This is a genomic window from Euzebyella saccharophila (assembly GCF_014855495.1).
Taxonomy (GTDB): Bacteria; Bacteroidota; Bacteroidia; order Flavobacteriales; family Flavobacteriaceae; genus Euzebyella; species Euzebyella saccharophila.
In genome coordinates this window covers 763,092-788,254 of record NZ_JACYFJ010000001.1, presented here as the reverse complement: position 1 = coordinate 788,254, position 25,163 = coordinate 763,092, and the positions used below count along the sequence as shown (strand labels likewise).

Below are 25,163 nucleotides of genomic sequence, written 5' to 3'. Positions count from 1 at the left end.
AAAATTGTATCATCCAAAATCAAAAAACTTACGTATATCTTACAACTATTAACTAAACACATAAATTTAAAATCATGAAAAAAGTAATTCTAGGTACCATCTTAATGTTAGCCATTAGCATCTCTTTTGTTTCTTGTAGAGAATCTGCAGACAAGGCAAAAAGTGCTGCCGAACAAGCAGGCGAAGCCATGGAAAAAGCAGGTGACGACATTAAAGAGGCCGGAGATAAGGCTATGGACAAAGCCAAAGAAGCTGGAGACAGCATGAAAGAAATTGGCGAAGATGCCGCCAATAAAGCAAAAGAAGCAGGTGAAGAAATGAAAGAAGCCGGAAACAAGGCTCTTGACAAAGCCGAAGAAACCGGTGAAAATATTAAGGAAGGAGCAGAAAAAGCTGCCAATGACGTTAAAGATGCCGCCAATAAAGCAGCAGGTGAAGTAGAAAAGGCCGTGAACTAAGAAACCTTTTCAGTATATAATATAATCTTGAAAAAGCCTCAGCATTTGTTGGGGCTTTTTAATTTTCCGCCCAATACTATCTTTGGAGATAAATGTTGTTCATCGAAGAAAAAAACCTTTTGTATTTTTCACAACAGAACCACATCACTTCACAACAATTATTTAGACATCACCATTTTACCCCTTAATTTTACATTGTAATTAAGTGATAGTGTTGACCCCAAATTGACCGTTGAACTTAACCGAAATATGCGACCGATACCCAAACTCGGTAACAGAACCTACAAAAGCTTAACCCAAACTTTACCAAACCTACTTGATAAAATCACCCTCCCCCAAGAGGGTTTTTTTATGCCCATTCCTAACATGCGCCCTAAAAAGTATATCCAACGGCCAGCACCAAATTAGTACCCGGAGCAACTACACCCGAAGAATATGGTCTATACCTTTGGCTTGTTATATTCTCAACACTCATTGAAGCTTTTATTTTCTGGGAAATATCATACTGAGACCTAAAATTTAAGGTATGCCATGAAGGCGAATAAGGATTTCCCTCATTGTCTACAGCATAAATGTAAGTTTTGCTACGTTCCGAGGCCGAAAGATTATCATAAGAAATGGATCCATTATAATTTAAGAACACATCTGCCTTAAAACGCTGGTTTTTCCAAATTAGATGAAAATCGCCAAAAGCTGGAGCCACATGCCTACCGTGAGAATCACTTCCATCTTCTTCCTCTTCCACGCCTTCAGTAATCGTAAAATTGGAACTAATGGAAAAATTATTTGCCAAAAATGCTTCGAGACCAAACTCCAATCCGCAAACATAGGCCTTGGCAGCATTTTGAATGGCCAACACCTCACTCATCTCCCCCTTATAATCAATCACGCCCCGTCCATTAAAATTAAACTCTCTCCTTACCAAAGCATCTACCAAATAAGTGTAATAAGCAGCCCCGCGAAGCATTAATTTATCATTGAAGTTTTTATACGCCCCTAATTCCACGTTATAGGCATATTCCGGCTCTAAATCCGGATTTGGCACTACAACCGCCCCTGGCTCCGAATCAAAGATTTTACCTACGTCATCAATATTTGGGGCTCTAAAACCGGTTGACCCATTTAAGGTAAGCTGTAAGTCTGCCTTTGGAAACCAGCTAAAACCAAGACTACCCGTTAACGCACCATTGTCCAAATTAGCGTCTTTAAACGGAAAGTCATAATAGGTAGTATCAAAAAGTGAATTGATCCACACATGGCTATATCGCATTCCAGAAAGCATCGTAAAATTAGGCTTCAATTTATATTCGGCATTAACATACCCCGCTACCGTCTGCCAGTTAGAATCATCTGGATACCTACTGGCCGCCCCACTTACTAAAGATGTTTCCGTATTTTGCACATAGCCCTTTGAATTTACCTGGTTGTGTATGTACTCCCCGCCATAATAAAGGCGCAAATCCCCAATTCTTTTGTTCTCAAAATCAATATTTACCGAAATAGCATCAACCATTTCCTTGGTGGAAAAAAGATCTAGCGCCCCAAAATCCCGATCATTTCTACTTTCCTCAAAAAATTGATAGGCGGTGGTAATTTTTAACCCATCATAAAAAATACCTTTGCCTCTCTGCTTCAGTTGAAAATTACCTAAAAACCATTTTTGGGGTCCGTAATACCAAACTGCCGAGCGTAGACCATTGTTTTCTTTGTTGGGTCTTATTAATCGATCATACCTAGAATAGTCACTAGTTTCAGAGTAATGGAGTCCTAAGTCATAATTCCAAGAATTACTAGGTTGAAAGCTTATTTTTTGCATTACGCTAAGCTGGTTATAGCCTGTTGAAACCTGCTTTCGAGCATTGCGATTATCAATCAGTTGATCATCCCCATTTTCTGTCTGCACATACCAATGCCTTAAATAAGATTGTGGACCATGCTTACCCATGACCATATCCCCAAAACGATTATAAGAAATACTCGTAAGTGAACCCCATTTCTGCTTGCCCAAGTTGACCTCTGCATGTAGCGTATTTTCCATATTTGCCGAAGAAAACCGATAAAAGGATTCTCCCGAAACCTCTAAACTATCAGTTTGCGAAAGGATAGGACGCTTTGTATAAAAGTTCATCACCCCGCCAATGGCATCGCTACCATAAATGACAGATCCCGGACCAAAAATAATTTCTGTGGATTTTACGGAGAAAGGATCAATAGAAATAACATTCTGTAAATTCCCCCCCCTAAATATGGCATTGTTCATGCGCACTCCATCTACCGATAGAAGTAACCTATTTGTAGCAAAACCCCTAATCATTGGACTGCCGCCCCCGAGCTGACTTTTTTGAACAAATACTTTTCCTGTATTGGCCAAAAGATCGGCCGATGTTTGCGGATTAACAAACTCAATATTTTTTGCGGTTACCACTTCAATTTTATTAGGAACATCCTTTTTTTGCTGTTCCCATTTAGAAACGGACATGACAACTTCTTCTAGTTGCTCCGCCTTTAAAATCATATAAATCTTGTTGCCTTGCCTTCCAATTTGACTTCTACTACTTCTTCTTACCTGATAACTTAAATGCTTAAAAAATATTCGCTCACCAGGGCGGAAGATGGAAAGGTCTACCCTCCCGTCAAAATCCGTTATACCCGTTTTGCTTTTATCATCATTAAAAACGGCTACATTGGAAATAGGCTCACTTGTATCTGCATCCAAGACATGTATTTCTTGAGCAGAAAGTAATTGAACCATAAAGAAAAGAATGACAAGTAGACTCTTGCTCATACTAACTAAAGACTTCATTTAAAACAGCAAGAGACCTGGGCTTTCTAAATCCTTGTAAATGAAGCTCATAATACAGCACTATGGATTGAAGCAGTTCTTGGCGGTTTTTTTTGTTCATTTTGATGCTATTTACCCCATCAAAATTTATGCCCAAGAAGCTTTTAAAGAAACTAAGATTGGTTCCCGTTATAATTGGATTCAAAGAGGGAGTATCGGTAAATTCACCCTCCAGTAAATCAAAACAGTTGGAGTCCATATTTTCCATGTCGGGAAAAAAGCCAAGAAACCGGGTCAACCTTAACAACAGAAATATGTGAAAATTAGAAATTTCACTATGTGTATCCAACCATTGTAGGGATGCCTCCAGAAACTGGAACAAATCAACATTTGGCTCTTCCTCATAAATACTATTGGATAGCATCTCGGCCAAAAAGAGTGTCATGGCATTTTTGCCTACGTGGTAATGTAAGGTTTGATAATGAAAGACCACCTTTACTTCACGCAGACTTTCCAATGTCCCTTTATTTTTATGGTATGCAACCATTTCCAATTGCGTTAGTGGCTGAAAATAAGCCGCTTTCAGCTTTCCTTTTTTACTGGAAAGAACCCCTTTGACCAAATAGGATTTAAGCCCGTCCGAGGCGGTAAAGGCTTTAACAATAAGACTTGTATCCCCATATTTTAAAGCCGAAAGTACAATGGCCTTTGTGGTAACTTGCATGTAAACAAATGGATTAAGGACAAATATAATCTTTTACCGTAGAGGCTTGCTTTCCTTGCTGAATTTACAAAAATGAAAAGCGGGAGATAAAAAGAAAATTTACCTCCCGCCTTGACTAATTTTACCAAGTATTTGCAATTGCTAAATCACTCCTTGAGCGAGCATGGCATCGGCCACTTTCACAAAACCGGCAATATTTGCTCCTTTAACGTAATTACAAAAACCATTCTCCTCCATACCATATTCTATACAGGAGTCGTGAATATCTTCCATAATATCCTTTAGCCGTTCATCTACCTCTTCACGCGTCCAACTAATACGCAACGAGTTTTGGCTCATTTCCAACCCTGAAGTGGCAACACCGCCCGCATTGGACGCTTTGCCGGGGGCAAACAATATTTTTGCATCGTGAAAAGCGTGAACAGCCTCTGCCGTACAAGGCATATTTGCGCCTTCCGCTACACACATACAACCATTTTCCAATAAAACAGCGGCATCTTTTTCATCCAATTCATTCTGGGTGGCACAAGGCAATGCAATATCACAAGGCACCTCCCAAGGAGTTTTGCCCTTATGATATTCAGCAGATTTATATTTTTCTGCATATTCCGATATTCTACCACGCCTGTTATTCTTTAAATCCATCACAAAGGCCAGTTTTTCTTCATCTATACCTTCTTTATCAATGATATAGCCTCCTGAATCCGATAGGGTAATTACTTTTCCCCCAAGCTGAATCACCTTTTCAGCGGCATATTGAGCCACGTTTCCAGAACCCGAAATAACTACTGTTTTCCCATCAAAATCCTCATCCTTGGTCTTCAACATATTTTGGGCAAAATAAACCGTTCCATAACCGGTGGCTTCCGGTCTAATTTTAGAACCTCCCCATGAAAGACCTTTTCCTGTTAAAACTCCGGTAAATTCATTTCGAATCTTTTTATACATTCCAAATAGAAAACCTATTTCACGAGAACCTACACCTATGTCCCCAGCAGGCACATCTGTATTTGGCCCTATATGCCTACAAAGTTCGGTCATAAAGGCGTGACAGAAACGCATTACCTCATCATCTGACTTTCCTTTGGGGTCAAAATCGGACCCTCCTTTTCCACCACCCATGGGCAGGGTTGTCAAACTATTCTTAAAGACTTGCTCAAAGGCCAAAAATTTAAGTATACTGGCGTTTACCGTAGGATGAAACCTTAAACCTCCCTTATAAGGACCAATGGCAGAGTTCATTTGAATCCTGTAACCACGATTTACATGGATCTCACCTTCATCATCTACCCATGCCACCCTAAAGGATATTAGCCTCTCTGGCTCGACCATTCGCAACAGAATGTTCTTACCGTTATAAATTTCCTGCTCCGCTATATAGGGTATGACGGTTTCAGCAACTTCCTGTACCGCTTGAATGAATTCTGGTTCATGACCATTACGGGCCTTCACCTCATCCATAAATGCTTTAATTTTTTCTTCCATCTTTTAAAGAATATATAATTACACCCTTATAAAACAAGGTGTTTTTATTGAATTAATAATTTAACGACAAAAATATATTATTTATATAATTCCGATGATATATTTTTAAAATTTCATTAATCCAATCCATTTAGAGCTTGATCTAAATCATTTTTAAGATCTTCAGCATCCTCAATTCCTACACTTAACCTAATAAAAGCATCTACAATCCCACTCTTTTCCCTTTCCTCTTTAGGTATACTGGCATGTGTCATACTTGCCGGGTGACCGGCCAAACTTTCTACCCCACCCAAGGACTCGGCCAATGTAAAGACCTTGAGGTTTTCTATAATTTTTAGGGCATCTTTATAAGTACCCCCTTTGGGAATAAAGGAAATCATTCCGCCAAAGCCACGCATTTGGTTGCGGGCAACATTGTGGTTAGGATGTTCGCTAAACCCTGGCCAATACACTTTTTCAACTTTATCGTGATCTTTTAAAAACTTGGCTATTTCCGCTCCATTTTCACAATGGCGTTGCATTCTCACATGCAAAGTTTTGATACCCCTTAGCACCAAAAAACTATCCATAGGCCCCAAAATGGCTCCACTGGCATTTTGTATAAAATAAAGCTGGTCTGCCAATTCCTTTTTATTGACCACTATGGCCCCTGCCACAACATCACTATGGCCACCAAGGTATTTGGTTGCCGAATGCATTACAATATCCGCTCCTAAATCCAGCGGATTTTGCAGATATGGAGTGGCAAAGGTATTGTCCACCGCAAGCCATACCCGATTTTTCTTGGCAAGTTCTGATACCGATTTAATATCGATGATATTCATCATAGGGTTGGTAGGTGTTTCTACCCAAATAATTTTGGTCTTATCATTTATAAATGACGTTATGGAACTTGGATCTGTCATTCCAACAAAATGGAAAACGATACCATAATTTTCGAATACTTTTTTGAACAAACGATAACTTCCACCATAGAGATCATTGGTAGAAATGACCTCATCTCCTGGTTTTAATAACTTGAGAACAGCATCTATTGCTGCCAGACCACTTGCAAATGCCAAACCATATGCCCCGTTCTCAATACTTGCCAATGAATTTTCCAACGCCGTTCTTGTAGGATTGGCACTTCTGGAATATTCAAAACCCCGGTGGCCACCAGGAGTAGATTGGGCAAATGTGGAAGTCTGGTAAATTGGGGGCATTACGGCCCCGTAAGCTTTATCCGGTTGTTGACCTCCGTGTATGGTTTTGGTATTGAACTTTAGTTGTTTTTTACTCATTTCATATGATTTCCTACACAAATGTATCGCTATCTTTGCTAGGACACAATTGAAGAATTAGAAGCTTTACATTTTCCTTACCCCAATGAAAAGAACTATACAAACCCTACTTATTGTTTTAACAATTATAAGCTGTTCTGAAGATAAGACTCTCACTTTTGAACCCCTAACCCTTGACGAAACAAGATGTTCAGAATGTCCGGAAGTGGTCATTCATATTCCGGTAGCGGTAGAAAACCAAGAAATTGCAAAAACAATAAACACCAGTATTAAAGAAGAGATCATCTTCATTCTTAATTATGATGACGAAACTGATGCCGCTACCATCAAGGATGCGGTAAAAAATTTTAGCGATGGTTTTTGGGAACTAAAAAAACTATACCCGGAGGAGGCCACTGTTTGGGAGGCCAATATTGAAGGAATTGTTTCCTATGAGGACGAAACTTACATTACCATAGAACTCAACACCTATCTATTCACTGGAGGAGCCCATGGGTACGGTTCTAAAAAATTCTTGAATTTCGACAAGATAAAAAATCAGGAACTGGAGAATTGGGAACTTTTTCAAAACCGGGATGATTTTGAGGTTTTAGCGGAAGAAAAATTCAGAACTCAGGAAAGTATTCCAATGGATAAAAATATTAATAGCACCGGTTTTATGTTCGATAGTGACTCCTTCTACCTACCAGAAAACATAGGTTTTACGGCAGAGGGAATCCAACTACACTATAATCCGTACGAAGTGGCATCCTACGTAGACGGCCCCATTGAAGTTATTCTTCCATTTAAGGAAGTAGCACCTTATTTGGCCAAGAGAACTAAATCTTAGAGCATTTTTTGAAGGGCAATGATGGCTCCCCTATGAAGCCCTTCATGAAATAAATTAAAGGCAAGGGCATCTTCTACCTTATTCAAGGTTACATTGGCACTGGTGGTATATGAACTGTAATTTTTGAAGAGACCATTATTATAATCTTCTTTCATCCACTCTAATGTAGAAATCAAGAAAGCAGCTATCTCCTTTATTTCTTCATCTGTGGCATTCCCATCTGGCACGGTTCCTTTCTTAAACTTTTCTACCAATGCTTCGGGAACCCTCATCTGTAAACCGCTGAATTTGTAAACCAAAATTTGTGGCGTTATAACGGTATGGGCTATATTCCACCAGATATTGTTCCTAAAACCTTCAGGAATTTTCAATAAGTCTTCTTTTGGGGTTTCCGTTAAAATCTTATAGAGGAATTTTCTGTTGTTAAGTACAGATTCAAAAAGATGTTCCAAGGGTATTAGTTTAAAGTGAAGGCTAAAAATAGCACAATTGTACGGAATTAGGTTTCTTTGTTGTCACTAATTAAAAGTCCTCAATTTTGAAAAAAATATATCATTTAAGCACCTGCGATACATGCAAAAGAATCCTAAAAGAATTAGAACCTTTAAACGGGGTTGACTTACAGGATATTAAAGTAGAAAACATTACCCAAGAGCAATTAGAGGAAATGAAGGAACTGGCCGGTAGTTACGAAGCTCTATTTAGCAAAAGGGCTAGACTTTACAGACAAGAAGGCCTCCATGAAAAAACCCTCTCCGAAGCGGACTACAAAGAATGGATATTGAAGCACTATACCTTTTTAAAAAGACCTGTAGTGATTATTGACAACGAAATTTTTATAGGGAATAGCAAAAAAACGGTAGTAGCGGCCAAAGCAGCATTACATTCTTGAGTAAAAGAAACCTAGCCATATTAGCAGCTTTAGGGGCTACAACCATTTATGGTCTAAACCATACCATTGCCAAGGGTATTATGCCCAATTTTTTAGAAGCCTACGCCCTGGTAGAGCTAAGGGTAATTGGCGCTACACTTCTTTTTTGGTTAATGTCCTTTTTTGGCCCCAAGGAAAAGATAGAAAAGAGAGATTATCTTCGCTTAGTTGTCTGTGCCATTCTTGGTATGGGGTTCAACATGCTTACCTTTTTCAAAGGACTTTCGCTTTCGACCCCAATTAACAGTGCCGTACTTATGACTACGTCTCCGATTATTGTCCTGATTCTTTCTGTCATACTAATCAAAGAGAAAGTATTCCCCTTAAAAATAGGGGGTATCATTATTGGCCTTTTAGGTGCGCTAACATTGATATTCTTAAGTAATGAAAGTAGGCAGGACGCTCCCAATATTCCCTTGGGCAACATTTTAATTCTCATGAACGCTACCTTTTATGGTGGTTATTTAATTACGGCAAAGTCCCTAATTGAAAAATATCACCCTTTTACTTTTATGAAATGGCTTTTTTTATTGGGTATTTTCATCTGTTTGCCATTTAGCTATCAAGAACTAGTGGACACCCAATGGAATACCCTCACTTTTGATGCTATCTGGAGGATTGCTTTTGTAATCATAGGCACCACCTTTTTTACCTATCTGTTCAATATCTTCGCCCTAACACAATTAAAGGCTTCAACGGTAAGTGCGTTTGTTTACTTACAGCCATTAATAGGGATAATTTTTGCGCTAGTAACAGGACAAGACCAATTAACTACCATTAAGATTGCCGCAGCATGTCTAGTATTTCTAGGGGTATATTTGGCAAGTAAAAAGCCGAACCAAAAAAATAGTTTAGGAAAGATTTAAAACTGAATATTTTTTGGCGTTTTGGCAAATCTTCGGGTATCCTCTTTTGTCAGGACCCTAAACCCTTCTCCCTTCTCCACACCACTAAATGACTTTAAAAAATCATTGGTGAGACCTGTGAGCTTTCGGGTCTTTAAGTCCATCCAAGCACCCATCATTTCGCAATGCGCAAAATTTTCCCCTTTGTGGTTATAAAAATTATGATGGAATTCAAAGAACTTGGCGTCCTCGCTCATTCCCATGATTTCCATAGAAACCTTAATAGGCCTACCAGGAAAAACCTCTTTAAAGTAATACATGTGCTCATGAAAAACTACCGGGCCAATTTGCTCCTTGCCCAAGGTCTCTTGAGTAAAACCCAACTCAAACAGAAAAGCCATACGTGTATGGCTCATATAATTTAGGTAAGAAGAATTGGCCAAATGTCTATTGGCATCTACATCACTCCATCTAATTTCAAACTCTTTTAAATACATAGGGGCGGTTTTTTTATTATGCATGCATAGGAACTGTAAAAATAACACCTTTTTTTAAGTCCGATACCTTGTCTACTGACGAATATAAAATCTTAGAAAAATAAATTGGGCAAAAACTGTCCTATAACTGCACGTGAGGTAAAGGTGTTCAATTAAGAATCCGGATTAGATCAAAGGACAACGCTTGCAATTGGTCTTTCCTTTTTTTAAATATTTCTTGCAGCATTTCTTTTTCCTTTTAAAAGTTGTACACTGCACAGGGATAGATTCATTTAAAAAGAAAGGACTAATATAAATCGCTGTCGTCATTATTTTTAACTAATCTAAATAATGGCAAAATTAAGCAAACATTTCAAGTAATAAATACGCTCTAACAAAATTATAACCAATAGATTCGGCATTTAATCCAAAACACGTTCTTACAAGATAACGGAGCTCCCTAACCTAGCAGATTCATTTATAGCCTCTACAATAGCAATATCCTTGAGTCCTTCCTCTCCCGGCACCATAATAGGTTTATTTTGGAGAATGGACAAAGCATCGTCATCCATCTGTTTTGCCTGTTGGTTTTCAATGTAAGTATCCAACAGTTGACCATCACTGGTTTTACCCTTTACTCCGGTGTAGGATTGAAAAGGTTGCAACTGGTACCAGCCGTTTTCACAGTCCGCCTTTAATATATTCACACTTTCCGCAGCGGTAGTCTTACCGCTTGCGGTAAGTCCATCGTTAAAATTTAATGTAAAAATGGTGGTCTCTTCAACTTCCTTAAAAATTTCAGGTCTTGTATTCTTATGTAGGGCAGTTACTGAAATGGGCTCACTTCCTGTGGTATACCTGATACCATTAATGGAATATACGCCCACATCATAGATTAAGCCACCACCTAGCCCTTTGTCCATTCGCCAAGTATTACCGGGATTTTGTATGTTGAAGCCTATTTCTGCCTTTACCGTTTCTATTTTTCCATAAGGGCGGGTATGAGACCACTTAATCAAAGTTTGTGTGTTGGGCTCATGTTGCATACGATAACCAATGGATAGCTTTACCTTGTTCTTATTACAAGCCTTAATAATTGCTTCGCATTCTTCCACAGTTTTGGCCATTGGCTTCTCACACCAAACATGCTTACCGGTTTCGGCCGCTTTAATGGCATACTGCGAATGCAATCCTGTAGGAAGCACAATATAGATGACGTCAATATCTGGATTATTGGCAATATCGTCCATGGTATCATAATTGTAGATATTCCTATCTAAAATGCCATATCGTCTCTGCCAAACAGGAATTTTATTTGGGCTACCGGTAACTACACCCTTTAATTCACAGTGTTGCGTTAATTGAAGAGCGGGTGCCAACAAATTCTCACTGTAGTTTCCTAGACCCACAAGACATACACCCAGTTTTTTCTTTTGAAATTTTGATGCAAAAGTGTATTTCGGCAAAACTGACAATCCGCCCAAAAACAGACCCGTTTTTTTAATAAATGACCTTCTATTTTTCATTTTCTGAGACTATTTGATGAATAGATACTACAAGGTAACCATAATTAAAGCTCACAAGACCCAATTCTACAGTCACTTACGAAAATATTGCTTATCACAAGAATAGAGTGTAGTTTTATAGACATCACACTCAACTTAAAATTAAACCTATCATGTCTAATAAACCTTCTTTTATATCAGATTTGTCATTACCTGCCATTGCCGCCCCTATGTTTCTTATTTCGGGTCCTGAGCTCGTTATTGAATGTTGTAAAAATGGTATTGTAGGTACCTTTCCCGCACTAAATCAAAGAACCAGTGAAGGTTTTGAAGAGTGGTTAATTCAAATAAAGGTAGCTTTGGATGTTTTTGAGAAAGAAACTGGTAAAAAGGCGGCACCATTTGGGGTCAATCTTATAGTACACCCCACCAACCCTAGGCTAGAAGCTGATATTAAGCTCTGTGTAAAGCACAAAGTACCTATTATCATTACTTCTCTGGGTGCTGTTTCTATGGTAGTGGATGCCATTCATAGCTATGGCGGACTTGTTTTTCACGATATTATCAAGAAAAGACATGCCGAAAAAGCCCAAGAAGCCGGCGTGGACGGACTCATTTTGGTCTCGGCAGGAGCCGGTGGCCATGCAGGTACCATTAACCCAATGACCTTAGTTGCCGAGATAAAGAAATTCTTTAAGAAAACAATCATCCTTTCAGGATGTATAAGCACAGGAAGGGATATTGCATCGGCCTTGCAGATGGGTGCTGATTTGGCCTACATGGGAACTCGATTTATTAATACTACCGAAAGCAAGGCGCCAGAAGATTATAGAAAGATGATTGAGGATGCCGGAGCCAATGATGTAACGTATACCGCAGCTATTTCAGGGGTTCACGCCAATTTCCTTTCCAAAAGTTTAAAAAATGCCGGACTTACGGATGAAGACTTGAAAAAGGATACCAAGATTGATTTTGGAAAAGAATTGAATACGGAAGCCAAAGCTTGGAAAACCATATGGTCTGCCGGACAAGGCTCGGCCCTTATTGATGAAACCTTACCCGTAAAAGACCTAATATCCAATTTAAAATCAGAATTCAGGGAAGCCATTGAAGAACAAGCCAAGATTTTGGAAGTTTATCCTAAATAATCATCAGTTGGAACTGTGCCTAGCTTTTAGCTCGGATAGGAATTGATGCACTTGACTTACCGCCATGGAACCTTCGCCAACAGCGGAAGCAACCCTTTTCACGGAACCTTTTCGAACATCGCCTACGGCAAAAAATCCTGGTATGCTGGTCTCCAAGGACTGGGGTTTGCGTCTTGGGTAAATATCGCATTTATAAAGGTCCTCTTCCTTTATCCCAGGTCCGGTACATACAAATCCCTTTTCATCTGTGGCCACCACTCCCTCTAACCATTCCGTACACGGTTTGGCACCAATAAATGTAAAAAGATTGGTAATGCTCATTGGTGTCCTAGTGCCTTGTTTGTCTTCCAGCACCAAACTTTCCAAATGGTGCCCACCAATTAATTCTACTACTTGAGAATTCATGATAACGTGAATATTGGGGGCCGCTTCGATGCGCTGGACCAAATAATCGCTCATTTTAGAACCTAAATCATCACCCCTCAAAATTATATGCACCTCGGCAGCATAATCCGCCAGAAAAAGGGCCGCCTGACCGGCAGAATTACCTCCCCCGACTACCCCCACCAGTTCATCTTTACATGCCGTTGTATTCATCCCCGTAGCTGAATAATAAACTCCACTGCCTTCAAACTTGTCTATATTATCGATATCCAATTGTCTATACTCGGCCCCTGTAGCGGCCATTAACGCTTTGGCCTTTACCACCTTGTCATTGGATGCATAAAGAATAAAATGTTCTCCGGTATGTTCTATTTTTTTGGCGCTATGAGGAATGGATATGTTGCAACCAAATTTTTGGGCCTGGAGGTAGGCCTTATTGGCTAAATCCCTTCCTGAAATCCCCGTTGGAAAACCCAAGTAGTTTTCTATTTTAGAACTTTTTCCTGCCTGGCCTCCTGGAGCACTACTGTCAATGGTTACCACACTCAACCCCTCGGAAGAAGCATAAACACTGGCGGCCAAGCCTGCAGGACCGGCACCAATAACAAGCAAGTCAAAAATCTTGTCCTCAAAGTTCATTAAAACACCGGAAAATCTAGCCACCTCATCCAAAGAGGGTTTTTTGTGCAAGTGACCGCCATTACAAATTACAATAGGCAGGTCCCGTTCTCCAAGTTCAAAGCTTTGTAATAAATCTGTTGCTTCATCAGACTGGTCCGTATCGAGAAAGTTATACCATATATAGTTTTTGTCCATGAAGTCCCTTATGGTATATGCCTCTTTGGAATTACCGGACCCCACTAACTTGATGCCACCAACGTATTCGTTCAAAATTGCATCCTGTCTTTGCAAGAAGGTATTTAATAACAAATCACTCAGTCCGCTATGCTTGGCAATCGCTTCCTTCAATTTCTCAGGGGTAATTCTCAGTAATTCGGTATCTTTCTTGGCCACACCTCTAAATTGGGACCCACGATCTGATAGCATGCCACTATCCCCTGAAAACTCACCTTTGTTATGTGTGGCAATGACCCGCTCTTCAAAAGAGGGGTCAAGAATCTTGATTTCTCCTTGAAGGACCACAAAAAAATCATACTTCAGCACATTGATGTCAAAAACAACCGTATCGTTCGCAAAATATTCTATTTTACCAAACTGCTTTAACTGACTTATCTGTCTCTGTGTAAGCTGGGGAAATCTTGGGTCGTTCATAATTCCGTTATCTTAAAAGGTAGGAAAAATTACAAATTCTAGGAACATCATTAAATTTACAGTAAAGTTGATTTACTTGAGAAATCCTTCTCTGTAAGCCTATTTTTGATTTTTTTAACCTGAAGTTTACACAATGCCCTTAGTCACCACAGAATACAATCCTTCTTTACCTTTTAAATTTGGTCATATTTCCACCATCTATTCCGGCCTATTTAGAAAGGTGGAGAATCTTCATCAGCAAAGGGAGCGTTTGGAGTTGGAAGATGGCGATTTTATGGATTTGGATTGGAGCTATGCCAGGGAACCTACGGAACAGGCGGTAATTTTACTTCATGGCCTAGAGGGCAACGGACAAAGACCTTACATAACTGGTAGTGCCAAAATTCTTAACGAGAACGGAATGGATGCCTGCGCCGTTAATTTTAGAGGCTGCAGTGGTGAAACCAATAGACTTTTCAGGTCCTATCATTCCGGCGCCACGGAAGACTTGAATGCGGTGGTTGAACATATCCTTTCATTGAAAACATATTCGAGCATTTTTATCAAGGGTTTTAGCCTAGGAGGAAATATGGCCTTGAAATATGCTGGCGAAAATAGACAACTGCCGCCCGAGCTTAAGGCGGTGATCGGGGTATCTGTTCCCTGCGACCTACACAGTTCCCTGAAACAGTTACTAAAGCCAAAAAACTATGCATATGCGCATCGCTTTAGAAAACATTTGGTAGCCAAACTGAGTATGAAGTTGGAGCACTTCCCGGATTTGATTACAAAAACCGATGTTGAAAAAATTAAGACCCTAAAAGATTTTGATGAAATCTATACCAGTAAGGCCCATGGGTTTGCCGATGCCCTTGACTATTATAGAAAATGTAGCTGTTTACAATTTCTGCCAGATATAAAGGTGCCAACAAAAATCATTAATGCCCTAAACGATTCCTTCCTAGGACCTGAGTGTTTCCCTTTTAAAGAAGCTAAAGAAAATGCCAATTTATTTTTGGAAACGCCAAAATTTGGTGGTCATGTTGGATTCTGGGACAATGGCAATCGATATCACAACGAAAAAAGTGCAATAAAGTTCTTTGAAGCACACATATAAATAGGGGTTATTCTTATATTAGTGCCCATAAATTTGTTACCATGAGAAAATTATTTGTTGTTCTAGCTTTAGGCGGATTGATGGTCAGCTGTGGCGAGAAAAAGAAGGAAGAGAAAAAAGATGGGTTTGAAATGACCCGAACCAAAACCGAAGAAAAAACTGTTGAAGCTAAATCTGAAGGCGTACCTGTAGATATGGACAACGAAGGAGTTGGCCCGTTCAAGGATATTACTTTTGATAGCGAAATTGACACAGAATTGGCCGCCGCTGGTGAAGCTAAGTTCAATGCAATCTGTACCGCTTGCCATATGGCAGAGCAGCGCATGATAGGTCCTGCCCTTAAGGGTGTTTTCGAAAGAAGAAATCCTGCCTGGGTAATGAACATGATTATTGGCCCGGATAAAATGCTTAAGGAAGACCCTGTTGCCAAAGCATTGTACGAAGAATACAACAAAGCTATCATGCTTAACCAAAATCTATCTGAAGAAGATACTCGCGCAGTTGCAGAGTACTTAAGAACTCTTTAGAAAAATACACCCTTGTGGTAGGCCGGTTTTCCAAAAGAAAACCGGCCTTTTTATTTTAAGAACTTAGGGTAATTCTCCACTTATTTCATTTTAACATTTTTTTATGAAACGTTTTAAAGGTTATCCGTCTTTATAACCAAACAACATCATCAACAAAACGGACAATCTCATGGAAAACGACAATACTCTTCACATTGGCGACCAAAATATATCAGAACGATTTCTTAGAAAAAAACGTTCATACATCTCCCTACGAAACTGGATCGGTTGGGCAGGTGGCTACCCTAGCAATAAGGATGAAAAGAACAAGGAATAATTTGGAAAACCATGGGGCTATTGCCACCCCTTTTTAGGAGGAAACCCTATCTGAAACCACTTTGTAAGTAGGATCTTCCAAAACGTTTACGTCAATAATTTCTTGGGCGTTTTCCAACAAGCGCACACAATCCTTGCTCAAGTGTCTTAAATGAACTTTTTTACCCACTTTGGCATAACGCTCGGTAATTTTGTTCAACGCCTCAATTCCTGACATATCTGCCACCCTACTTTCTTTAAAATCAATAATCACTTCATCGGGATCGTTGAGAACATCAAATTTCTCGGCAAACAAAGTGGTTGACCCAAAAAATAAAGGACCATAGATTTCATAGTGCTTAACCCCATTATCATCAACATGCTTGCGGGCCCTGATCCTTTTGGCATTTTCCCAAGAATATGCCAAAGCAGAAATAATTACCCCTAGAAGGACGGCCACCGCTAAATTGTGTGTAATGGCGGTAATGAGAGTTACCAAGACCATCACCACAACGTCTGATTTTGGCATCTTACCAAACGTTTTAAAACTGGCCCACTCAAAAGTACCTATCGCAACCATAAACATCAACCCCACCAAGGCCGCCATTGGTAATCTTTCTATTAGACTAGAACCGAACATAATAAAAACCAAAAGCATAACAGCCGCCGTAATTCCGGATAAGCGTGCCCTAGCTCCGGAAGAAGTGTTGATCAAACTTTGCCCTATCATGGCACAACCACCCATTCCGGAAAGAAAACCCGAAAAAATATTGGCTGTACCCTGAGCTACGCATTCTTTGTTGCCCCTCCCCCTTGTTTCGGTAATTTCATCTACAATATTTAGGGTAAGCAAACTTTCAATTAAACCTACGCCGGCCACAATGGCCGCATAAGGAAATATTATCTGAAAAGTAGTCCAAGTAAAAGGAATCTGCGGGATGGACAATGGTGGAAACCCCCCACTAATCGTCTCTCCTTCAGACATCGTATCTGCTACGGTAACCGTGTCTATACCAAAACCAATTACAATAGCGGAGACCACAAGAATAGCCAATAAAGATGAAGGTATAGCCTTGGTAAGCTTAGGGAAACCCCAAATAATGAGCATGGTCAGTAAAGTGAGACCCAACATCATAAAGAAAGAAGAACTTTCTAATAATTGGTCCGTTCCCTTTTGGTAGAAATTTGGGAACTGCGCCATAAAAATAATAATGGCCAATCCATTTACAAAACCGAACATAACTGGGTGTGGTACCAACCTAATAAATTTTCCCAAACGAAGTACTCCGGCCAATATTTGAAGTACGCCCGCAACTATTACAGTAGCAAACGTATATTGTAGAATTTCCTCGGGCCCAATTCCAGGGAAGGTTCTTTTCAATTCTAAAATAAGACCCACAAAAATTACCGCTACAGCACCTGTAGCCCCGGAAATCATTCCCGGTCTACCACCAAGAATAGAAGTGATCAAACAGAGAACAAAAGCCGCATAAAGTCCGGTTAAAGGTGAAAAACCAGGAATTAACGCAAAAGCAATAGCCTCCGGCACAAGGGCCAAGGCTACTGTCAAACCCGAAAGGATTTCGGTTTTATAATCTACTTTCTGCTTAAAATCGAAAAGGTTGAAATACTTTTTCATGGCTGGATTTTGAGCGGGCAAAATTAGCCTAAAATAAGCTAGCAGCCTAGTAATGAACTATAATAAGCTCCTTTTTTATGGGATACACCATCAAATTACCAATCTCTTAGGCCTAATAATTTTTCTCCCAATTCCGTTAATTCGGCTTTTTCATACTTGGTCTGTTCCCAATTTCTGGGGTCTCCGGGGAAGGCATATCCTTCTGGTGCTATCCTGTTTTTCCAAGAATTGATTCTCCATTTACGCATGGCCTCGTTTTCCTCTTCCGCAGGCATCATAGAAATATATTGGGCAATTCTCACCTTATCCTTCGATTTGTTTGGCCGAATTCCGTGAGGTTGCGTACTATTGAAAATCAACAAATCACCCGCTTCCATTTTTACCTTTACGATTTTATCCTCCAAACCGGTAATGTCAGGTTGAAAATGGTCCCGGTCTTCAGGCTGAGTAAGTTTCCAGCTATCATAATTTCGATAAAGCCAAGGAATACATTGAAAACCTCCTATGTTTTCATCGGTTTGATCAGCCAATGCCAATACCCCTTGAACATTTTGAGGTTTGGTCTCCGGGTCATAGTCCCAATGGATAAAACCTTTCTTAGTAACACCGTCTGGCAACGGAAAATTTAGATTTGCGCGATCTATAGTAACCCATAACTTTTCAGTTCCCCAGACATCTACAAAAGCATCATACACTTTTTGGGTCTGTCTATTATTCCAAAGATGCTGATGGTTATAAACCTCTACCATACCTGTTCCAGTAAGCTCCTTCATCTTCATTTCCGCTCTTGGCGGCGCATACCAAGTGTTTGTATCCCCAGGGTCTTTCTCATCAAACTCCCAAATAAAATCTGCGGTAGCTTTTGCCTGCTGCTTGGTAATCGCATTTTTAACTACAATGTACCCGTTCTCCTTCCAAAACCGCCAATCGGCCTCACTCAAAACCCTTAAAGGTTCCCCTTTGGAGCGATCGTTTAATTGTAGTTTACTACTTGTTGCCGTAGATGGATTTCCTGGAATGGCCTCGTGAGCTTTGTTAGCTATTTCAACTTTTTCTTCTATCTGTCCCATAGTTATAGATTAGATTTACCGATTTTACTTGATGATAAAATTATAGTAGAACAATTTTCCATACCACCTTAATATTGACCACAATTTGAACAATATTGATATTTACGTATATGAATATCCATTATTTTAATAATTTAGTGAAATACTTATCATAATACTATCATTCATTCCTGTGAAGATTCAGCTTGAAACCATAACACCTGCATCGGACAGTCCATTTAGGTTATTGCACGACCCTAAACTCAACCATTTATTTTACTGGCATTTTCATCCGGAGTATGAGCTTGTCTACATAGAGGGTGCTAGTGCCACCAGACATGTGGGGGACCATATTTCTACATTTGAAGGGAGTGATTTGGTTCTTATTGGGTCTAATATTCCACATTTGAATTTTGATTATGGTGTAACATCCACCTACAGGAAAGAAGTTTTACACATAAAACCCTCATTTAAAGAAGATTTTATATCTCCACTTCCAGAATTAAAGAACATTAGCCGACTTATGGACTTGGCACGGTACGGAATAGCTTTTTCCGGAGAGACCACAAAACAAATAGGAGCGCTTATGAAAGAACTGCACCAGTTGGCTCCCTTTGAGTTTTTCATGAGGGTGATGCAAATTCTCAAACTGCTCTCCAACAGTAAAGAATTTGAACTGTTGCACAAAAGACCGTTCGAGCATTCTTACAGTTCAAAGGAACAATCCAGGATTAGGGAAATTTATGCGCTTATTGACGAGCGATACCAAGGTAAAATTCCGGTAGAGGAGGTGGCCAGCATGTGTAATCTAAGTAAACCAGCCTTTTGTAGGTATTTTAAAAAAGCTACTAACACTACCTTTATCGGGTTTTTGAACCAATACCGTATAAGTCAAGCAAAAAGACTTCTTCTAACGGAAAAAAATATTAGCGAGACCTGCTTTGAATGCGGCTTTGAAAGCCTATCCTATTTTAACCGAACTTTTAAAAAAATAACCGGGGAAAATCCTTCTGATTTTAAGAAAAGAATGAAAACCAAAACCGCCCCTTATTCTTTCGAACAGGGGCGGTCTCTAACTAAATAACCAACCAAAAAAATCTTTATCTCATTTTCTACTTCTTTCGACCTTCATTACAGGATTAGAAGTTTTAATTCTTTTTTTGCCTACCGAGTTATCACTCGATTTTAAGTACTCTCTGTAACCTCTGCCTTTAAATCTGTAGACGGTTTCGCTACTAGGGTGGTACAGTTCCACAGTACTGTCATTAATAACGTACAATTCAAAGTAATCATTGCTCGATGAACGGTAAGCCAGTGTTAAAGTTTTAAGCATTTCATCGTACGCAGTGTCATACACCCGATATTCTCCTTCAAAATCCCATTGTAAATTGGATATTGGGGTTCCCGGTGCATCTATAGAAGACTGGAACAAGTCTGTATTAAAACTTAAGAAGTTTTCATTATCAAAGTCATTTAACATTCCCTCTTGACTTGTATATACCTTCTCCCAGGCATCATATTCTTGTAAGAAATAAGAAAGGTTATCATAAAATACAAAGTCAAAATCAAATTCATTCACCTGATAACCCTCCAAAAAATAAGAAGTATCGGATAAGGAATCATATAATTCCAAAGTATTGTGGTCTACCATAAAAACATCCATAAAGTACCTTCCATATACATCATGGTCAATCTGAATCTCGCCTAGGCCACTTTCATAGAAACCTACATCTATACCTAAGCCACTACCCGTTTTTCCAATACCTACCAAGTTATTATTGGCATAGAGTGTACCATTTATAAAAGATAAAGTAAACGCATACTCCATAAAAGCTACCTCACCCGCACCTTGAGTAGCCGTAATATCTACATACCATAAATCATGTGACTGTAAAAGAGATTCCGTAGACGTTGCCGGTTCATCTAAATAAGAATCTTCTACCAATACCTCTGTATAACACGAAGAAAGTAACAGACTAACGAACAAAAGATTAAGTATTTTTATTTTCATAATTATAGTGCTATTGATTCTTTGTTAAATTAACAACCTTCATGCCACTATTTTTAACTATATGATAATCAATACATAAGGTGGAATTTGAATAATTACTTAGCTTTGCCTCTTAAAAAGTACATCCCTTATCGAACTTATGGAGAAAGACCTAAAATTTGCCGTTTTTGGAGGAGGTAGCTGGGCTACTGCCATTGTTAAAATGCTATGTGAGAATCAAAAGCAGGTGGGTTGGTATATGAGAAACCCAGATGCTATTGGGTTCATTAAAATTCAACAACACAACCCCAACTATCTTACATCAGTCACTTTTGACACGGAACAGCTTAACCTCACGGACGACCTTAACAAGGCCGTAAACGATGCGGATATTCTCATTTTTGCCATTCCATCGGCATTTTTGCAAACAGAACTTGAGAAATTGACCGTGCCCATTTCGGACAAAATCATTTTTTCTGCCATTAAGGGAATTGTACCCGAAACCGGACTTATTGTGGGCGAACATTTTCATGAAACGTATGATATTCCGTTTAAGAACATAGGTGTTATCACAGGGCCTTGTCATGCAGAAGAGGTAGCCATGGAGCGTTTATCCTATCTAACCATTGCCTGTGCAGACACCCAAAAGGCCACTTTCGTTGCAAAAAACCTCAGTTGTAGTTATATAAAGACCAAAGTTACCAAAGATATTATAGGCACCGAATATGCTGCCATGCTCAAGAATATTTATGCTATTGCAGCAGGAATTGCGCATGGATTGGGATATGGGGACAATTTTCAAAGTGTGTTGATGAGCAACGCCATTAGGGAAATGAAAAGGTTTACCAAACGAATTCACAAAATTGACCGGAACATAAACGATTCTGCCTATTTAGGCGATTTATTGGTAACCGGATATTCTACTTTTAGCCGCAACCGCATGTTTGGGAACATGATCGGAAAAGGATATACCGTAAAAAGTGCCCAAATGGAAATGAATATGGTTGCCGAAGGGTATTATGCCACAAAGAGCGCCTTTTTAATTAAATCCAAATTGGACAAAAAAGTAAAGACGCCCATTATCAATGCTGTTTACAAGGTTCTTTATGAAGCTAAAAACCCGAAAAAAGTATTTTTAGAACTTACCGAAAAGTTAGACTGATTACGCCCGATCTAATGAAAAATTGGAATGGTCGTCTAATTCTGCTTCCAGAGTGCTTCGCCATGCGTTAATTTTGGTATCGTTCAAATCAAAATACTTTTTGAATTCCTCTAGAATTGGGTCTAGCAAAGTTCGCATTCCATCAATATCAAAATACAGTCTGCCGGTTCTTCTAATAAAGAAATCCATAGGGTTCTGCACCATTTCGTATTCTATGCAAAAGCGTAGCTCTGCCTTGGTCATTCGAATATGAACATCCCCATCGTTCAGTTCTTGGTAATATTCCAAAATCCTATCTGTCTGTTTCCCATAATTGGTCACCAAAAACCAGGCATCATGCTCCGTAAATCCGTTTTTTTCAATTCTTTCAAAAACCTGCTTGATATACTTCTTTACGTGCTTGTATTTTTTGAAATCCACATTCCCGCAGAGGGCAATCTTATCTGTAAAACACTCTTTGAGTTCAGTGTCATGGTCCTCTTCCATTTTTTTGGCGATGCGGTTCACCACTCGTTCCGCCATTTTACGATAGCCCGTAAGTTTACCTCCAGCAATACTTACCAAACCAGTGTCCGATGTGAAAATTTCATCCTTTCTGGATAATTCCGAAGCAGATTTTCCTTCTTCATGGATCAAAGGTCTAAGTCCGGCCCAAGAAGAAATAATATCCTCCATTTCCAGCTCAATTTTTGGAAACATATTATTTACCGCTGATATAAGGTAAATGGCATCTGCCAAATCTGTACGCACGCTATCCTTATCCTTATTGTAGTTGGTGTCCGTAGTACCAATGTAGGTTATTTTACCTCTAGGGATAGCGAACATCATCCGGCCATCCGGGATATCGAAATAAACCGATTGTTTCACGGGTAGTTTCTCCCAAGGGAATACCAGATGAACACCCTTGGTTAAATGTAATTGTTTCCCTTTTTTGGAATTGTTCTTACTTCTTAGCTCATCTACCCAAGGACCTGCCGCACTAATTACGTACTTGGATTTTATTTTAAACGTTTTATCCGTAAGCACATCTTTTACTTCTACTCCAGCTACCTTGTCCTTTTTGTACACAAAATCTTCTACGGAAGCATAATTAAGTGCCCGTGCCCCGAACAATAAACTTGTTTTGAGGTTTTCTATGGTAAGGCGCGCATCATCCGTACGGTATTCGGCATAATAACCTGCGCCTTTCAATATTTTTTTAGGAAGTAGGGGCTCTAGTTTGAGGGCTTCTTTCTTCTCCAACATCTGCCTTTTATCATCCCCGGAAACCTGTGCCAAAATATCATACACTTTAAGACCTATGGAAGTTAGCCACTTTCCGTAGGAACCATTTTCAATGAGCGGCAACAACATTTTCTCCGGAATTACCAGATGTGGTGCCAATTTGTGAACGATTGCACGTTCCGAACCCACTTCTTTCACCAACCAAAAATCAAATTGCTTCAAATATCTGAGACCGCCATGAATAAGCTTGGTAGACTTACTACTGGTGCCGGAAGCAAAATCGCCCTTTTCGACCAATGCTACTTTTAGACCTCTGCTGGAGGCATCTAGAGCAATCCCAGCTCCAGTGATTCCGCCACCTATGACTACAAGGTCAAAACTTTCCGATGACATTTTTTCAATAGTCCTGTTCCTGTCCAGATTGGAGAACTTAATATTTTTCACTTCGTTATTTTTTATTTTAAATTGATGAACAAGAAAAGTTTATTGCTCTTCCCAACCTTTTGTTCGTTCCACGGCCTTTTGCCATTTTTTATACAAGCGTTTTCTTTTTACCCGATCAAAACTAGGTTTGAATATGCGGTTCATTGGCCTGCTCTCATCTACATCTTCCTGTTTCCACACACCAACGTGAATACCCGCTAAAAACGCGGCTCCCATGGCTGTTGATTCGATCACTTCCGGCCTATGAACCTCAGAATCCAGAATATCTGCCTGAAATTGCATTAAATAATTATTGGCACAAGCACCACCATCTACCCTAAGGTTTTTTAATTGAATACCCGAATCATCTTCCATGGCTTTTAAAATATCCTTGGTCTGATAGGCTAACGATTCTAAAGTTGCCTTGGCCAAATGGGCCTTACCCGTATCTCTGGTCAACCCAAAAATGGCTCCTCTGGCATACATATCCCAATAAGGTGCGCCCAAGCCTGCAAAAGCAGGAACTACATACACGGGATTCTCATCTTCAACCGATTCTGCCAAAGCTTCGGTTTCTTTTGCATCCTTTATTAATTCCAATCCGTCCCTCAACCACTGAATAGCTGCTCCGGCAATAAAAATACTCCCTTCAAGGGCGTAATTTATTTTTCCGTCCAAACCATAAGCTATGGTAGTCAGGAGTCCGTTTTTGGAAAACTGAGGGTTTTCGCCCGTGTTCATCAACATAAAGCAGCCCGTACCATACGTATTCTTTGCGGTACCCTTCTTAAAGCATGCCTGCCCAAAAAGGGCCGCTTGTTGGTCACCTGCAATGCCCGCAATAGGAATTTTAACCCCTCTAAATTCATAATCGCCAAAGTGATGCGCCGAAGGCTTTACTTCCGGTAACATTAATTTGGGTATCCCTAAAGCCTTTAAAAGTTTCTCGTCCCATTTAAGTTCAACTATATCATAGATCATGGTTCGGGAAGCATTGGTATAATCCGTTACGTGCTTTTCCTTATTGGTCATGTTCCAAACAAGCCAAGAATCTACCGTACCCATCAAAAGGTCTCCATTTTCTGCTTTTTGTCGCGCCCCTTCTACATTATCCAGGATCCACTTCACTTTAGTACCCGAGAAATAAGAGTCTATGACCAAGCCCGTAGTTTTTCTAACGTGCTCGGTCAAACCTCTATTTTTAAGGTTTTCACAGATATCTGCCGTACGTTTGTCCTGCCAAACAATGGCGTTATAAACAGGTTCCCCTGTAATTTTATCCCAGACCATGGTGGTTTCCCGTTGGTTGGTAATGCCAATAGCAGCGATATCCTCAGGGGCTATTCTTTCTTTCTCGATAAGTTCGTCCAATACTCCCAATTGCGTATCTAAAATTTCTTTTGGGTCATGTTCTACCCAACCAGATTTTGGAAAAATTTGTTTAAATTCTTTTTGGACCATGCCTTTGATTTGCCCGGCTTCATCCACGAGTAGCGCCCTAGAACTAGTAGTTCCTTGGTCTAAGGATATAATATATTTCATGTAGTGTATGTTGAGTGAGTTCGAATTTAAAGAAGCTCCGTTCCCTTAAAACCTAGTTATGGTTAAATATAGAACTAAAACCACCCAAATCAAAGCTG

Annotated in this window: 23 protein-coding genes; 10 read left to right on the top strand and 13 right to left on the bottom strand. The window is 39.6% G+C overall.

Annotated features, from left to right (window positions below):
* Window positions 1-74: 74 nt before the first annotated feature.
* Window positions 75-458: a hypothetical protein gene (locus IL355_RS03270; RefSeq protein WP_192460758.1), complete on the top strand. Its 384-nt coding sequence runs from the start codon at window positions 75-77 to the stop codon at window positions 456-458.
* Window positions 459-831: 373 nt separating this feature from the next.
* Here IL355_RS03270 and IL355_RS03265 read toward each other — a convergent pair whose 3' ends face one another.
* From IL355_RS03265 to IL355_RS03250, 4 genes are all read right to left on the bottom strand, one after another.
* Entirely contained in the window at window positions 832-3,243 is a 2,412-nt protein-coding gene (locus tag IL355_RS03265) for a TonB-dependent receptor (RefSeq protein WP_225621097.1), read from the bottom strand.
* A 1-nt stretch (window position 3,244) separates the two neighbouring features.
* Window positions 3,245-3,964 (bottom strand): DNA repair protein RecO, encoded by a 720-nt coding sequence (recO, locus tag IL355_RS03260; protein ID WP_192460756.1) that lies wholly within the window; start codon window positions 3,962-3,964, stop codon window positions 3,245-3,247.
* Between the two features lie 141 nt (window positions 3,965-4,105).
* Window positions 4,106-5,449: an NADP-specific glutamate dehydrogenase gene (gene gdhA / locus IL355_RS03255; protein ID WP_192460755.1), complete on the bottom strand. Its 1,344-nt coding sequence runs from the start codon at window positions 5,447-5,449 to the stop codon at window positions 4,106-4,108.
* Window positions 5,450-5,565: 116 nt separating this feature from the next.
* Complete coding sequence (locus tag IL355_RS03250; protein WP_192460754.1) at window positions 5,566-6,729, bottom strand: cystathionine gamma-synthase; 1,164 nt, start codon at window positions 6,727-6,729, stop codon at window positions 5,566-5,568.
* An 85-nt stretch (window positions 6,730-6,814) separates the two neighbouring features.
* On the opposite strand from IL355_RS03250, the gene IL355_RS03245 reads away from it, so the two are divergent.
* Window positions 6,815-7,558: a DUF3298 and DUF4163 domain-containing protein gene (locus IL355_RS03245; RefSeq protein ID WP_192460753.1), complete on the top strand. Its 744-nt coding sequence runs from the start codon at window positions 6,815-6,817 to the stop codon at window positions 7,556-7,558.
* Here IL355_RS03245 and IL355_RS03240 read toward each other — a convergent pair.
* The gene (locus IL355_RS03240; protein ID WP_192460752.1) at window positions 7,555-8,010 is read right to left on the bottom strand and encodes a DinB family protein; all 456 of its coding nucleotides are present in this window, start codon (window positions 8,008-8,010) and stop codon (window positions 7,555-7,557) included. The genes IL355_RS03245 and IL355_RS03240 overlap by 4 nt on opposite strands.
* A gap of 86 nt (window positions 8,011-8,096) precedes the next feature.
* Here IL355_RS03240 and IL355_RS03235 point away from each other — a divergent pair, with 86 nt between their 5' ends.
* Both IL355_RS03235 and IL355_RS03230 read left to right on the top strand, forming a co-directional pair.
* Window positions 8,097-8,450 carry an arsenate reductase family protein gene (locus IL355_RS03235; protein WP_192460751.1) on the top strand — a complete coding sequence of 118 codons (354 nt, stop codon included), beginning with the start codon at window positions 8,097-8,099 and terminating at the stop codon, window positions 8,448-8,450.
* Window positions 8,447-9,355, top strand: coding sequence for a DMT family transporter (locus tag IL355_RS03230; RefSeq protein ID WP_192460750.1), 909 nt, complete (start codon window positions 8,447-8,449; stop codon window positions 9,353-9,355). The genes IL355_RS03235 and IL355_RS03230 overlap by 4 nt, the downstream gene beginning before the upstream one ends.
* Here the strand turns inward: IL355_RS03230 and IL355_RS03225 are convergent.
* Both IL355_RS03225 and IL355_RS03220 read right to left on the bottom strand, forming a co-directional pair.
* On the bottom strand, window positions 9,352-9,831 hold the full coding sequence (locus tag IL355_RS03225; RefSeq protein ID WP_192460749.1) for an acyl-CoA thioesterase: 480 nt from the start codon (window positions 9,829-9,831) through the stop codon (window positions 9,352-9,354). The two genes, IL355_RS03230 and IL355_RS03225, sit on opposite strands and share 4 nt — an antisense overlap.
* A gap of 419 nt (window positions 9,832-10,250) precedes the next feature.
* Window positions 10,251-11,336, bottom strand: coding sequence for a Gfo/Idh/MocA family protein (locus IL355_RS03220; RefSeq protein ID WP_192460748.1), 1,086 nt, complete (start codon window positions 11,334-11,336; stop codon window positions 10,251-10,253).
* Window positions 11,337-11,488: 152 nt separating this feature from the next.
* On the opposite strand from IL355_RS03220, the gene IL355_RS03215 reads away from it, so the two are divergent.
* On the top strand, window positions 11,489-12,463 hold the full coding sequence (locus IL355_RS03215) for an NAD(P)H-dependent flavin oxidoreductase (protein ID WP_192460747.1): 975 nt from the start codon (window positions 11,489-11,491) through the stop codon (window positions 12,461-12,463).
* A 3-nt stretch (window positions 12,464-12,466) separates the two neighbouring features.
* Here the strand turns inward: IL355_RS03215 and IL355_RS03210 are convergent, their stop codons facing one another.
* The gene (locus IL355_RS03210) at window positions 12,467-14,119 is read right to left on the bottom strand and encodes an FAD-dependent oxidoreductase (protein WP_192460746.1); all 1,653 of its coding nucleotides are present in this window, start codon (window positions 14,117-14,119) and stop codon (window positions 12,467-12,469) included.
* 133 nt (window positions 14,120-14,252) lie between these two features.
* Here IL355_RS03210 and IL355_RS03205 point away from each other — a divergent pair, with 133 nt between their 5' ends.
* The 3 genes from IL355_RS03205 (at window position 14,253) to IL355_RS03195 (ending at window position 16,058) form a co-directional block, all read left to right on the top strand.
* Window positions 14,253-15,215, top strand: a complete 963-nt coding sequence (locus tag IL355_RS03205; protein WP_192460745.1) for a YheT family hydrolase — start codon at window positions 14,253-14,255, stop codon at window positions 15,213-15,215.
* 41 nt (window positions 15,216-15,256) lie between these two features.
* Window positions 15,257-15,742 carry a c-type cytochrome gene (locus tag IL355_RS03200; RefSeq protein WP_192460744.1) on the top strand — a complete coding sequence of 162 codons (486 nt, stop codon included), beginning with the start codon at window positions 15,257-15,259 and terminating at the stop codon, window positions 15,740-15,742.
* 169 nt (window positions 15,743-15,911) lie between these two features.
* On the top strand, window positions 15,912-16,058 hold the full coding sequence (locus IL355_RS03195; RefSeq protein ID WP_192460743.1) for a hypothetical protein: 147 nt from the start codon (window positions 15,912-15,914) through the stop codon (window positions 16,056-16,058).
* Window positions 16,059-16,091: 33 nt separating this feature from the next.
* Here IL355_RS03195 and IL355_RS03190 read toward each other — a convergent pair whose 3' ends face one another.
* Both IL355_RS03190 and IL355_RS03185 read right to left on the bottom strand, forming a co-directional pair.
* The gene (locus tag IL355_RS03190) at window positions 16,092-17,675 is read right to left on the bottom strand and encodes a SulP family inorganic anion transporter (RefSeq protein WP_192460742.1); all 1,584 of its coding nucleotides are present in this window, start codon (window positions 17,673-17,675) and stop codon (window positions 16,092-16,094) included.
* A 95-nt stretch (window positions 17,676-17,770) separates the two neighbouring features.
* Window positions 17,771-18,745: a phytanoyl-CoA dioxygenase family protein gene (locus IL355_RS03185; protein ID WP_192460741.1), complete on the bottom strand. Its 975-nt coding sequence runs from the start codon at window positions 18,743-18,745 to the stop codon at window positions 17,771-17,773.
* A gap of 172 nt (window positions 18,746-18,917) precedes the next feature.
* On the opposite strand from IL355_RS03185, the gene IL355_RS03180 reads away from it, so the two are divergent.
* Window positions 18,918-19,808 carry a helix-turn-helix domain-containing protein gene (locus IL355_RS03180; RefSeq protein ID WP_192460740.1) on the top strand — a complete coding sequence of 297 codons (891 nt, stop codon included), beginning with the start codon at window positions 18,918-18,920 and terminating at the stop codon, window positions 19,806-19,808.
* A 21-nt stretch (window positions 19,809-19,829) separates the two neighbouring features.
* Here IL355_RS03180 and IL355_RS03175 read toward each other — a convergent pair whose 3' ends face one another.
* The gene (locus IL355_RS03175) at window positions 19,830-20,735 is read right to left on the bottom strand and encodes a nicotinic acid mononucleotide adenyltransferase (RefSeq protein ID WP_192460739.1); all 906 of its coding nucleotides are present in this window, start codon (window positions 20,733-20,735) and stop codon (window positions 19,830-19,832) included.
* A 139-nt stretch (window positions 20,736-20,874) separates the two neighbouring features.
* Between IL355_RS03175 and IL355_RS03170 the strand changes: the two genes are divergently transcribed.
* Entirely contained in the window at window positions 20,875-21,876 is a 1,002-nt protein-coding gene (locus IL355_RS03170) for an NAD(P)H-dependent glycerol-3-phosphate dehydrogenase (protein ID WP_192460738.1), read from the top strand.
* Here IL355_RS03170 and IL355_RS03165 read toward each other — a convergent pair whose 3' ends face one another.
* Window positions 21,877-23,493 carry a glycerol-3-phosphate dehydrogenase/oxidase gene (locus tag IL355_RS03165; RefSeq protein ID WP_192461335.1) on the bottom strand — a complete coding sequence of 539 codons (1,617 nt, stop codon included), beginning with the start codon at window positions 23,491-23,493 and terminating at the stop codon, window positions 21,877-21,879. It abuts the gene before it with no gap.
* A 90-nt stretch (window positions 23,494-23,583) separates the two neighbouring features.
* On the bottom strand, window positions 23,584-25,065 hold the full coding sequence (gene glpK, locus IL355_RS03160) for a glycerol kinase GlpK (protein ID WP_192460737.1): 1,482 nt from the start codon (window positions 25,063-25,065) through the stop codon (window positions 23,584-23,586).
* Window positions 25,066-25,163 lie beyond the last annotated feature (98 nt).